This is a genomic window from Amycolatopsis sp. NPDC006131 (genome assembly GCF_040614175.1).
In the GTDB taxonomy this organism is placed as follows: domain Bacteria; phylum Actinomycetota; class Actinomycetes; order Mycobacteriales; family Pseudonocardiaceae; genus Amycolatopsis_E; species Amycolatopsis_E tucumanensis.
In genome coordinates this window covers 14,764-26,998 of sequence record NZ_JBEXTX010000055.1, presented here as the reverse complement: position 1 = coordinate 26,998, position 12,235 = coordinate 14,764, and the positions used below count along the sequence as shown (strand labels likewise).

Here is a 12,235-nt window from a genome sequence, read left to right as displayed (position 1 = left end):
GGCGAATTCGGAGTCCACCTTCGACGTGAACTCCCGTCGGTGCCCGACGAGTCCGGCCGGGGGCTGGCCGAACCGGCGCACGCATAACGGTTACGGGCTGTTCATCCGGCCCCGCCTTTACACCGGGAGCCACCGCCACCACACTCCACGCAGTACTGTGCGGATCCGCTGGGGAGGCGAGGATGCGCTGGCGTGAGCTGCTGCCCAGGGCGGGCGAGGTCCCGGGGCGGGGCAGGGCGGCCTCGACCGCCGTCGCCGCTTTCCTGTTCGCCGCGCTCGGCACCGGGTTGTACCTGGCTTTCGCCGAGGACACCGGGATCGCCGGGCGTCAGCTCGGCGGGCGCGGCCAGCCGCTGCCGTTCCCGCCCGGCACCGCGGCCACCCTGTGGTGGGACTTCGCGCTGATCGCCGGCTACGGGCTCGCCGTGCTGCTGGGCACCACCGCGGCGCTGTGGGTCTGCCGGCCGGGCACCGCGATGTACGAGGTCGCCCGCTTCGGCCGCATCGCCGGGCTGGTCGCGGTCGTCTCGGACGTCCTGGAGAACGTGTTCCTGCTGGTCGCCACCTGCGATCCGGCCCCCGTCCCGCTCGAACTGGCCAGTGCGGCCGCGGTCACCAAGTTCGCCGGGCTGCTCCCGGCGCTCCTGCTCGCGCTCTACGGCATCGTGCTCACCCTGCTCCGCTCGGCGCGGCCGGTGAAGCACGACCCGCCCGACGGCGTCTGCTCGGCCGCGCTCAAACCAGAGGACCCCGACGGCGCCTGCGACGAAGGCGAAACCACGGCAGCCACCCGGTGGCGCAACGGGTACCGCCTGCCCCCGGGCGAACCGACCGGCGGCACCGGGTTCGCGTTGTCCGGCGGCGGGATCCGCTCGGCCAGCGTCGCGCTCGGCGCGCTCCAGCCGCTGCGGCAACGGCTCCTCGGCGCCCAGTACCTGGTGTCCGTCTCCGGCGGCGGCTACACCGCGGGCGCGCTGGTGCAGGCCCTCACCACGGCGACCGATCCGAAGGAGCCGCCCCGCGGCCGTCCGGTCGCGACACCGGAAACCGCGTTCGGCCCCGGCAGCGTCGAGGAAGACCACGTCCGGCGTCACGTCAGCTACCTCGCAGGCACGCGGGCCGAGCTGCTCACCGCCCTCGGCGTGATCGCCCGCGGCCTGGTGCTGTCGCTGTTCCTGGTGTTCGCCCCCGCGGTCGTGCTCGGCGTGGCCGCCGGCTGGCTGTACCAGCAGGTCCCGCTCACCGTGTTCCCCGGCGACGGCGGTTACCCCGCGCCCCGGCTGGGCGCGCTGCTGTCACTGGGCCTGACGCTGGTGTTCGCCGCCGTGATCTCCCTGGTGGCCCGCTGGATTCCGCCGGCGAAGCCGCTGCTGCGCCAGATCGCCCGGCGCCTGTCCACCAGGCTCGCGCTGCTCGCCGGCCTGATCGCGCTGCTCACGCTCGGCCTGCCCGCCATCGCCTGGCTGGCCGACCGGCTGCTCACCCTGACCCCGCCCTCGATCACGCTCGGCAGCCCGTTCGTCGCGCTGCTGCTGACCTACGTGTCCGCACTGGCGACGATGGGGTGGCGCAACCGCAAGGTCGTCACCAAGGCGCGCGACTCGCTCGACGCGCTCACCGCGGCGCTGCCGACCAGCCTCACCCAGCGCCTCCTGGTGATCATCACGACCACGGTCCTCGCCCTGGCCTGGCTGCTGCTGTTCGCCTCGGTGATCACGCCGCTGGGCGAGCCGGACCTGCTGTGGGCCGCGCTCGGTCTGGTGGTCGTGCTGATCGTCGTCGGCGGGCTGATCGACGAGACCTCGCTCAGCCTGCACCCCTTCTACCGGGAACGGCTGGCGTGCACGTTCGCCGTGCGCCGAGTCCGCCGTGACGACGGGCAGGTCGTCGCCGCGCCCTACCCGAGCACCGAGCGCAGCTCGCTCGCGACCTACGGGCACGCCGAGAACTTCCCGCGCGTCGTGTTCGCGGCGGCGGCGAACCTCACCGGCGAAGGCCGCACCTCCCCCGGGCTCGGCGCCGTCTCCTTCACGATGAACAGCCGCTGGGTCGGCGGCCCGGACGTCGGCTGGATCGAGACCGCGCGGCTGCAGGAGTCGGTGCCGGGCCGGTTCCGTCGGGACCTGACCGTCCAGGGCGCGGTCGCGATCAGCGGGGCGGCGTTCGCGTCGTCGATGGGCCGCGCATCGCGCTGGTACCAGATCCTGCTCGCCCTGTCCGGGGCCCGGCTGGGCACGTGGCTGCCCAACCCGGACGTGCTGCTGCGCTGCCCGCCGCGCACCGACCGCGCCGCCTGGGCCTACCCCGCGCTGCCGCACGCGCGACGGCTGCCCTACCTGCTGCGCGAGGTGCTCGGCATCCACTCGCACGCCGACCGGCTGCTGCACGTCACCGACGGCGGGCACTACGACAACCTCGGCCTGGTCGAGCTGTTCCGCCGCCGCTGCACGACGATCTACTGCATCGACGCGGGCGCGGACGCGCCGCCGACGGCGGGCGGGCTGGCCTCGGCGCTCGCGCTGGCCGCGCAGGAGCTGGGCGTGCGGGTCACGCTGGACGACCCGTGGCGGTCCGAACCCGGCGGCGGGGAGCCGCTCTCGCCGGAGCACCCGCTCAGCAACCTGAACAGCAGGCTGTCGGAGAGCCCGGTGATCACCGGGACGATCCACTACCCGCCGGAGAGCGGGCAGGCCGGGGTGGGACGGCTGATCGTGGCGAAGGCGCTGCTGTGGCGGGACCTGCCCTACGAGCTGCTGTCCTACGCCGCGCACCACCCGGAGTTCCCGCGGGACGGCACGAGCGACCAGTTCTTCGACGACGGCAAGTTCGGCGCCTACGCCGAGCTCGGCAGGCAGCTGGGCGAGTACGTGGTGGCCAGGGAACTGGCGGAAGCGGCCGGCCTGCCGGAGGTGACGGAGGGCACCAGCGCGCCCGACGGAGTCGCGCCACAACCGGCCGGAAGCTAAGATCGCGGACACGACGAAACACCCGCATTCGCGTCGAATACGGGTGCTCGTCGTTGTTCTACCCGAAGAACACCGGGTGCGGACGGGAATTAGTACCAGTAATTCCCGTCCGCACCCGTTTTTTCCGTGACCCGGCCGGCTCTCACCCAGAAAACCGTCCCGGGGATCCGGAGTGCAGTCAGACCGCACCGGGACTCTCGGCCGGATCAGGGTCGGTCGACCCAGGACCCCGTGGGGTCCGGTCTCAGTTGTCGGCCTCGGCGATGCAGGTGTCCGGGGCGGAGCCCGAGTCGGCCTCGGAGGCGCCGGTCAGGATCGGCACGGTCACGCCCACGCCGTTCAGGGCGTCGGCCACCTGGACGCCGAGCACGTTGACGTTGTTGTCGCAGACACCGACGTTGTTGTCGTTGAGAACGTCGTCGACGTTGATCAGACCCAGCTGACCGGTGTCGCCGCCGTCGTCCCATCCCCCGCCCTGCGTGGCGAAGGCCGGGGAACCGATCATCATGAAACCGGCCGCAGCAGCGGCAACAATTGCGGACTTCTTGAGCACCTTTTTATTCCCCATCAACTCGACTACAGTTCCGCCGCGACGAGACTTCCGTCGCGAGCACGGCAGACATTATCAGCAGGCAAGGTGCGCCGAAAGCAAATGCGCGGGCTTGTCGCCATCACCCGGACGAACGACGTTTCGCTACCCGTGAACCAGTCTTCCGCACGCCCATACGCGATGCGCTGCGATTATCCGCCCGTTTCGCTCACACTGGTTTTCACGGCGCGTGATCGACCGTGCAGCGCGCCGGTTGGACAGCGTCTAAACCCCTCGATCAGGTAGAAGCTCGAACACGCTGGGTGAGTAGACAAGATCGGGCAATTAGCCCGGCCGTGTGACTTACAGGCATGTAATTCGCCCCCGGCCTGCTCTCCCACGTGCTCGGCAGCGCGCGCGGGGCACCGGATCGGCCGCGCGGACGCCGCTCCACGACCCCGTTCGCGCGCACGAAAAAACACCCGCATCCGAATCCGAATGCGGGTGTTCGCGTTTCCCACTAACCCGAAGAAAAGGCGCGGACGGGAATCAGTACCAGTGATTCCCGTCCGCACCCGTGCACAGCACCCCGGCCGGCGGAGCCGGTTCAGGGTCGTCGCGCAGACCTCAGTTGTCGGCCTCGGCGACGCAGGTGTCCGGCGCGTCGCCGGACTCGGCGTCCGAAGCGCCCGACAGGATCGGCACGGTCGCGCCGACACCCTCCAGCGCGTCCGCCACCTGGACACCCAGGACGTTGACGTTGTTGTCGCAGACACCGACGTTGTTGTCGTTGGCGACGTCGTCGACGTTGAGCAGGCCCAGCTGGCCGGTGTCGCCACCCTCGTCCCACGCGCCCTGCGTGGCGAAGGCCGGGGAACCGATCATCATCAAGCCGGCCGCGGCAGCGGCGACAATCGCAGACTTCTTCAGCACTCTCTCATCCGATCGCTCGGCTACAGTTCCGCCCGCTCCGGGTGACCCCGTCGCGAGCACGGCAGACGCTAGCAGCCGGTGATCGGGAAGTTCGGTGATCGCGAAAGCGACCGTGGCTCACCCGGACGAACGACGTTTCAAACGCCGCCGGCGCCCGCTGGAACGGCCGCACCGTCGTGCGCTGCGACAACGCGAGCGCCGGCCTTCACGCTGGGTCATCGGGGCTGGCGCGATCCGATCGTGCCAGCGATTAAACCCCCTGATCCGGTGGAGTAACGGATACCGCGCGTGGCCGGATTCGCCGCGCAGATTAGACCACGCGGGTGACTTACAAGCGTGTCATTCGGCGCGGCGGCCGCCGCCGAACCGCATCCGGAAGTCGCGGGCGACCAGGCTGAGCAGCGGCCGGCGCCCGGACAGGAACGCCAGCGGGCCGCCGGCGCCGACCCGCCACACCGATCGGGCCACCCCGAGCCGGGCGGTCACCCGCACGCCGCTGCGCTTGGGGCCGCGCTGCAGGACGGAGAAGGCCAGCGGCAACCGCACCGGCAGCGCACGACGGCGCCGGAATTCCGCACCTGCCAAGAGGTCCCCGTCCACGCGGGCCTCCGCGGCGAAGCCGGGTTCGTCGGTGAGGGTGAAGTCCGCCAGCTCCTTCGGGATGTGCCACAGGGCGCGCCCGCCTGCCAGCGAGGCCGGGCTGTCGACCCAGATGTGCGGGATGGTCACGGCAATCCCGCCGCGGACCACGACGGTCACCATGAGCTCCCGGTAGGACAACACCCCGGGCGGCTGGTAGTCGACCCACGCGGCGAGCACGACCGCCCGCCCGGCCACCGTGAGCGGCCGCACGCCCGGCGGCAGTTCGGGCAGCTCCCCCACGGGCACACACCAGGCGGAGACGTGCAGGTGGCCACGCAGGTGCCACGGCTCGGGCGGGTACTCGATCGCATCCGACATCAAGGCAACCTCAGCTCGAAGGGACAGGACAACCGGCGCGCGCCGGTGGACGACGCCGGGAACTCCGGAGTCGCGGACCAGCCGCTGCGTGACAGAGAGCCGTGGCACGCGCGGCCTGACGCGCACCCGGATAACCGTCCCGTGGCGGCGGAATCGCCGCCACCGGCCCCACCACCAAACAACGCACCGGCCTCAGACCGGCGTGACCGGCAGCCGCAGCGCGCCCGGTGCGGCCTCGGGCACCACCGGGTTCTTCGGCGCCACCGGGGCCAGCCGGGCGTAGGGCGCGCCCAGCGGCGGCCGCTGGTCGGCCTCGCCCTTGTTCGGCCACAGCGCGAGCGCCCGTTCGGCCTGGGCGGTGATCGTCAGGGACGGGTTCACCCCCAGGTTCGCCGAAATCGCCGAGCCGTCCACGACGTGCAGGCCCGGATAGTTGTACAGCCGCTGGTAGGGATCGACCACGCCGGTCTCCGGGGAGTCGCCGATCGCGCAGCCGCCGATGAAGTGCCCGGTCAGCGGGATGTTCGCCATGTCGGTCCAGGCGCCCTGCGGCACGCCGTCGATCTTCTCCGCCACCCGCCGCGCGACCTCGTGGCCGTGCGGGATCCACGTGGGGTTCGGCGCGCCGTCGCCCTGGCGCGTCGTCATCCGGCGGCCGAACAGGCCCCGCCGCGTGTAGGTGGTCACCGAGTTGTCCAGGCTCTGCATCACCAGCAGCCCCACCATCTGCTCCGACCACTTCCGCGGGTTCTGGATGCGCGGCAGCTCCCGCCAGTGCCGCGCCAGCTCGCGCAGCCCCAGCACCCACCGCCGGTGCCCGTCCTTGCCGTCCACCAGCACGGTGGCGAGCAGGCTCATCAGGTTGCTGCCCTTGCCGTACCGCACCGGCTCGACGTGCGTGACCTCGTCCGGGTGCATCGACGACGTGATCGCCACCCCGTCGGTGTAGTCGGCGTTCTTGTCGCGCGAGCGCACCGCCAGGATCGCCTCCGAGTTGGTGCGCGACAGGTACCCGAGCCGCTTCGAGATCTTCGGCAGCGAGCCGCGGTCACGCAGCCGGTGCAGCAGTCGCTGCGTGCCCAGCGCGGACGCGGCGAACACGACCTGCTCGCAGGTGAACGTCCGGCGGTGCCTGCGCGACCCGGTGCGGACGGTGGTCACCTCGTACCCGCCCCCGGGGCGCGGCAGGACGTCCACCACCGTCGTCAGCGGGTGCACCACCGCACCCGCCCGCTCGGCGAGGTGCAGGTAGTTCTTCACCAGGGTGTTCTTCGCGCCGTGGCGGCACCCGGTCATGCACGAGCCGCAGTTCAGGCAGGTGCGGCGGGACGGGCCGGCGCCGCCGAAGAACGGGTCCGGCACCTCCTGGCCGGGCTTCTGGTCACCGGTCGCGAACAGCACCCCGACCGGCGTCGGCCGGAACGTGTGAGCGATGCCCATGTCCTCGGCCACCTCGCGCAACACCCGGTCCGCCCGCGTGGTGCCCGGGTACGGGGTGACGCCCAGCATCCGCTTCGCCTGGTCGTAGTACGGGGCCAGCTCGTCGCGCCAGTCGGTGATGTGCGCCCACTGCCGGTCGGCGTAGAACCGGGCCGGCGGCTCGTACAGCGTGTTGGCGTAGACCAGTGACCCGCCGCCGACGCCGGTGCCGCTCAGGATGAAGGTGTCGCGCAGCAACGTCAGCCGCTGGATGCCGAAACAGCCCAGCAGCGGCGCCCACAGGTACTTCCGCAGCCGCCACGAGGTCTTGGCGAACTCGTCGTCGGCGAACCGGCGGCCCGCCTCCAGCACCCCGACCCGGTAGCCCTTCTCCGTCAGGCGCAGCGCGCTCACGCTGCCCCCGAAACCCGAGCCGATCACCACGACGTCGTAGTCCAGCTCGCCGCTCATGCGCCGTCCCCTCCCGCCACGATCGCGCGGTAGTCGTTCAGATCCAGGGCCCGGGTCTTCAGCCGGTACTGCGTGACCGTGCCGGGCCAGTTGTTGACGATCCGGCCCGCCTCGTTGCGGTACCAGCTGGAACAGCGGGTCCACACCGAGCGGCCGAGCTTGCGCTGCAGGACGGTGTCGAAGCGCGCGGCGACCTCGGGCTTGACGTCCAGCGCCACGCCCGGCCTGCTCGCCAGCGCGCGCACCGCCTGCACGATGTAGCGGGCCTGCGACTCGAGCATGTAGACGATCGAGTTGCCGCCCAGGTTCGTGTTGGGCCCGTAGACCAGGAACAGGTTCGGGAACCGCGGCACCGTGATGCCGAGGTAGGCCCACGCGCCGTCGCGCCAGGTGTCGGCCAGCTCCGCCCCGCCGCGGCCGCGCACGGTCATCGGGACCAGGAAGTCGGTGGCGCGGAACCCGGTGCCGTACACCAGCACGTCCGCGTCGTGCACCACGCCGTCGGCCGTGCGCACGCCCTCCGGCACGATCTCCACGATCTTCTCGGTCTCGACGGTGACGTTGGGCCGGGTCAGGGCCGGGTAGTACTCGTTGGAGAACAGCGCTCGCTTGCACCCGGGCTCGTAGTCCGGGGTGAGCTTGGCGCGCAGCTCCGGGTCCGGCACCTGGCTGGTCAGGTGCCTGCTCGCCAGCCGTTCCAGGTAGCGGCGCACGAGCGGGAGGTCGACCAGCCCGAGCGAGAGGAACTCGCAGATCAGCCAGATCCGGAACCGCTCGATCTTCTGGGTGACCGGCAGGCGGCGGAACAACGCGCGGTGCCAGGGCCGGTAGGCGATGTCGTTCTTGGGCACGATCCACGGCGCCGACCGCTGGAACACGGTCACGTGGCCGGCGATCTGCTGGAGTTTCGGCACGAACTGGATCGCGCTGGCGCCGGTGCCGATCACCGCGACCCGCTTGCCCGTGAGGTCGGCGTCGTGGTCCCAGGCCGCGGAGTGGAAAGCCCGCCCGCGGAAGGATTCGCGGCCCGGCAGGTCGGGCACCGCCGGGCGGGACAGCTGGCCCACGGCGGGCACCAGGACGTCGGCCTCGATGATCTCGCCGGCTTCGGTGCGGACCCGCCAGCGGCCGGTGGCCTCGTCGAACTCCGCCGCGGCGACGCCGGTGCCGAACCGGATCCGGTCGGTCACGCCGTACTCGCGGGCGACGTCCTCGAGGTAGGCCTTGATGTCGGCCTGCAGGGAGAACCGCATCGGCCAGTCCGGGTTGGGCCGGTGGGAGAACGAGTACAGCGGCGACGGGATGTCGCACCCGGCGCCGGGGTAGGTGTTCTCCCGCCACACCCCGCCGATCTCGTCCGCTCTCTCCAGGATGGTGAAGTCGCGGAACCCGGCGCGGACCAGTTCGGTCGCGACGGCCAGGCCGCCGAACCCGGCGCCGATGATGACGACGGAGGGCGGTCGGTGGGCGGTGGTGCGTGCCATGCTGCTCCTCGGCGGTGAGTGGGGCTACTCCACAGTAGGTGCTGCGGGTCACTCCGCCACAGAGACCAGCGGCCAGGAAACCGAGATTTTCGGCCACCCCGGTCGCGAGCCGGTGACCGGCGGAATCCATACTTCCGGCCATGAGTCAGCAGCTGCCGGTCGCCGTCCGGGACTGGGACTTCCCCCGCGGCGTCGCGAGCGTCGCCCTCCTGGTGCGCTTCGGGGCCGAGCGCGGCGTGCCGCGGGACGCCCTGCTGCGCGGCACCGGGCTGCCCCCGTCCCGCTTGGACGACCCGGCGGCGCAGGTCGACGCGCACCAGGAACTGACCGTCGCGCGCAACCTCGTGCGGGAGCTGGGCGACCCGCCGGGCCTCGGCGTGGACGCCGGCGTGCGCTACCGGGTCACCACGTTCGGCGTGTTCGGGTTCGCCTGCATCAGCAGCCCGACGCTGCGCGACGCGATCACCTTCGCCCTGCGCTACCTCGACCTCAGCTTCATCTTCTGCCTGCCGGTGGTCGAGCTGGCCGCCGAGGAGCTGCGCTTCGAGCTGCGGGACGACGGGCTGCCGCACGACGTGCGCCGGTTCCTGCTGGAGCGCGACATCAGCGCGATCCACACGGTGATGCAGGACCTCCTGCCCGGCGGCCTGAACGTGCGGCGCCTGGAGTTCCGGTTCCCCGAGCCACCCGATCCGGTCCGGTACGAGGAGGTCTTCGGGTGCCGTCCGGCGTTCGGCGCGCCCGCCCACCACGTGGCGATCGACGCGGCCGCACTGGGGCAGCCGCTGCCGCAGGCCAGTGAGCACACGGTCGCGTTGTGCGAGGCGCAGTGCCGCGAGCTGGTCAGCCGCCGCCGTGCCCGCTCCGGCATCGCGCACCAGGTGCGGGACAAGCTGATCCGCGTCGGCGGCACGCTCGCGATGGAGGACGTGGCGCGGGAGCTGAACGTCAGCACCCGCACTCTCCGGCGGCGGCTGGAGGACGCCGGCACCAGTTTCCGCGGCCTGCTCGACGAAGTCCGGCAGGCGCTCGCCGAGGAGATGCTCGCGACCGGCGCGCTGTCGGTGGAGGATGTGGCGCTGCGGCTGGGATACGCGGAGGCGTCGAGTTTCATCTACGCGTTCCGCCGGTGGACCGGCACGACCCCGGCGCGGTACCTGCGGTCCGGGAGACGGGACTGACTTCGCGTCCCCTTTCGACGGTGGGATAAGGCTCCAGGTGTCAACCACGCGGATCCTGGGTAGATCAATGGTCTCTTCAGCTGCGAGGAGGCCGCACATGTTGACGCTGCTCCAGCCCGCGCGCGAAGCGGGCGAAACGATCCGCACGGCCGCGCGCGAGCACCTGTTGCTGGCACTGCTGGACATCCCGCGACTGATGCGTCATCCGATCTGGCGGCCCGAGGACCCGGAGGAGGGCGCCGGGCTGGGTGTGCTGCTGGTGCCCGGTTTCGGGTTCGGCGACCGCAGCTTGACACTGGCGAGCGCGTGGCTGAAGGCACGTGGATACCGGCCTGCCGGGTCACGGATCGGTTTCAACGTCGGGTGCACCACCGAACTGGTCGACCGCATCGAGGCCCGGCTGGAGCAGCACGCCGAGGAGACCGGCGGCCGCGTGGTGATCATCGGGCAGAGCCGCGGCGGGTGGCTGGCGCGGCTGGCCGCGATCCGCCGGCCGGATCTGGTGCGCGGGCTGGTGATGCTCGGCAGCCCGGTGCTGGACCCGCTGGGCGCGCACCCGAAAGTGGTGCGGGTGGCCCGCGTCCTCGCCCGTCTGTCCACTTTGGGCATTCCGGGGCTGATGGATCTGGACTGCTTCACCGGGCCGTGCTACGACGAGAACATCAAGGCGCTGGCCGCGCCGCTGCCGCCGGAGGTGCCCGCGCTGGCGGTGTACTCGCGCGAGGACGCGATCGCGCCGTGGCAGCTGTGCCTGGATCCGTACGCCGAGTGCGTCGAGGTCCGCAGCACGCACACCGGCATGGGGCTGGACCCGGACTTCTACGTGGCCGCCGCGCCGCGCCTGGCCCGCTGGGCGCGGGACGAGGCCCGCGCGCAGTCCGGCGAGCCGGCCGGGGAGCTGTCGCAGGCGAGCTGAGCCCGGTCCGGCAGGATCGGGGTATGGCGGAATGGGCGCGCGCGATCGGCACCGGCTGGGTGCCCGACGGTCCGGTGACCGGTCCGGACGTGGACGAGTTCGCCGACGCCGACGAGATCACCGCGGCGCTGGCCGCGGAGCCGGGCGATTCGCTGCTGGCGGTGCAGCACCCGCACCGGCAGCCGGGCGCGGCGTCGCTGCGGGAAGCGCTGCCCGCGGCGCGCGCGATGCTGGACCGCTTGCGGGAACGGGACTACCGGCGCGTGCGCGAGGTGGTGGCGCCGTACCGGATCGCCGGGCACGACGGGATCGCCGCCGGGGTGTTGTGCCTGGTCGACCCGTCCGCGGTCGGCGCGCGGATCCGGCACAGCGAAGAGGTCTACGCCGGTGTCGTCGCCGAACGCGCCGCGGCGCTGCGGGCTCTCGGCTGCGCGACGAGCGCCGCGATGCTGGTGCCGGTCACCGGCGACGAGCTCACGCCCGCCGTGCTGGCCGCGATGCACGGCGATCCCGCGGTGGACTTGACCGACGGCGCGGGCCGCTCGCACCGGTTGTGGCTCACCGGCCCCGGGGACGAGCAGGACCGGTTGCTCGCCGCGGTGCGCTCCGCTCCCCTGCTGGTGGCCGACGGCAACCACCGCGTCGCCGCGGCGGCCGAGGCGGGCACGCCACTTCTGGCACTGGTGACCGCGGGACCGGACCTGCGCATCGGCGCGATCCACCGCACGATCAGCGGCACCGGCCTCGGCGCGCGCGAACTGGCCACCGCCTGGCGCGCCGCCGGGCTGACGGTGCGCGAGGTACCCGAAGAGTCCGAAGTGTCCGGTGTCGAGCCCGGCACGGTGGCGGTTTCCGCCCGCGGCGGCGGGCTGGTGGTGGCGCTGCCCGGCGGAGGACCGGACCACGCTGCGGTGGAGAACCTGTTGCTGGACAGGGCACTCGGCCTCGACCCGGAAGGCCCGCACGTGCACGCGCTGCCCGAGGGGCATTCCCCCGGACCGGGGACGGACGCCGTGCTGCGCCTGGCGCCCGTCCCGCTGTCCGAAGTGCTCGCCGCGCACGCGCAGGGCCGCCGCATGCCGCGCAAGAGCACGTATTTCACCCCGAAGCCGCGCAGCGGGCTGCTGCTCGCCGCGCTCGAGGGGTGAGTCAGACCGGCACTGGCCCGTCCACCCGCAACCCCTCCGCACCGTGCACGCAGCGGCCACCGACGAACGTCGCCAGCACACCGATCTCGCCGATCCGCCCACTCGGCACCGCCGTCGGGTCGTCATCGAGCAACACCATGTCCGCACGGAGCCCCGCGGGGAGCCGGCCGCTGCTCGCCGCCCTGGAAGCGTGGCTCAGACCGGGACCGGCCCCTCCGCCCGCAACCC

General features: G+C 72.2%; 10 protein-coding genes. 4 read left to right on the top strand and 6 right to left on the bottom strand.

The window, feature by feature from the left end:
* The first annotated feature begins 182 nt into the window (after positions 1 to 182).
* Complete coding sequence (locus ABZ215_RS25655; protein WP_354952231.1) at positions 183 to 2,966, top strand: hypothetical protein; 2,784 nt, start codon at positions 183 to 185, stop codon at positions 2,964 to 2,966.
* A gap of 244 nt (positions 2,967 to 3,210) precedes the next feature.
* On the opposite strand, the gene ABZ215_RS25650 is transcribed toward ABZ215_RS25655, so the two are convergent.
* The 5 genes from ABZ215_RS25650 to ABZ215_RS25630 all read right to left on the bottom strand — a co-directional run bounded on the left by ABZ215_RS25650 (position 3,211) and on the right by ABZ215_RS25630 (position 8,762).
* The gene (locus ABZ215_RS25650) at positions 3,211 to 3,474 is read right to left on the bottom strand and encodes a hypothetical protein (RefSeq protein WP_017982274.1); all 264 of its coding nucleotides are present in this window, start codon (positions 3,472 to 3,474) and stop codon (positions 3,211 to 3,213) included.
* Between the two features lie 648 nt (positions 3,475 to 4,122).
* Positions 4,123 to 4,428, bottom strand: a complete 306-nt coding sequence (locus ABZ215_RS25645; RefSeq protein ID WP_020419116.1) for a hypothetical protein — start codon at positions 4,426 to 4,428, stop codon at positions 4,123 to 4,125.
* A gap of 339 nt (positions 4,429 to 4,767) precedes the next feature.
* Positions 4,768 to 5,388 carry an acetoacetate decarboxylase family protein gene (locus ABZ215_RS25640; RefSeq protein ID WP_354952229.1) on the bottom strand — a complete coding sequence of 207 codons (621 nt, stop codon included), beginning with the start codon at positions 5,386 to 5,388 and terminating at the stop codon, positions 4,768 to 4,770.
* Between the two features lie 192 nt (positions 5,389 to 5,580).
* Positions 5,581 to 7,278, bottom strand: a complete 1,698-nt coding sequence (locus tag ABZ215_RS25635) for a GMC family oxidoreductase (protein WP_354952227.1) — start codon at positions 7,276 to 7,278, stop codon at positions 5,581 to 5,583.
* Positions 7,275 to 8,762: an NAD(P)/FAD-dependent oxidoreductase gene (locus ABZ215_RS25630; protein ID WP_354952225.1), complete on the bottom strand. Its 1,488-nt coding sequence runs from the start codon at positions 8,760 to 8,762 to the stop codon at positions 7,275 to 7,277. Before ABZ215_RS25630 ends, ABZ215_RS25635 begins: the two co-directional genes overlap by 4 nt.
* 140 nt (positions 8,763 to 8,902) lie before the next feature.
* Here ABZ215_RS25630 and ABZ215_RS25625 point away from each other — a divergent pair, with 140 nt between their 5' ends.
* The 3 genes from ABZ215_RS25625 (at position 8,903) to ABZ215_RS25615 (ending at position 12,007) form a co-directional block, all read left to right on the top strand.
* Positions 8,903 to 9,943 carry an AraC family transcriptional regulator gene (locus ABZ215_RS25625; protein ID WP_354952223.1) on the top strand — a complete coding sequence of 347 codons (1,041 nt, stop codon included), beginning with the start codon at positions 8,903 to 8,905 and terminating at the stop codon, positions 9,941 to 9,943.
* Between the two features lie 97 nt (positions 9,944 to 10,040).
* A complete protein-coding gene (locus tag ABZ215_RS25620; RefSeq protein WP_354952221.1) occupies positions 10,041 to 10,859 on the top strand; it encodes an alpha/beta hydrolase in 819 nt (272 codons plus the stop codon).
* 23 nt (positions 10,860 to 10,882) lie between these two features.
* The gene (locus ABZ215_RS25615) at positions 10,883 to 12,007 is read left to right on the top strand and encodes a DUF1015 family protein (RefSeq protein WP_354952219.1); all 1,125 of its coding nucleotides are present in this window, start codon (positions 10,883 to 10,885) and stop codon (positions 12,005 to 12,007) included.
* Position 12,008: 1 nt separating this feature from the next.
* On the opposite strand, the gene ABZ215_RS25610 is transcribed toward ABZ215_RS25615, so the two are convergent.
* Positions 12,009 to 12,146: a hypothetical protein gene (locus tag ABZ215_RS25610; RefSeq protein ID WP_237335064.1), complete on the bottom strand. Its 138-nt coding sequence runs from the start codon at positions 12,144 to 12,146 to the stop codon at positions 12,009 to 12,011.
* Positions 12,147 to 12,235 lie beyond the last annotated feature (89 nt).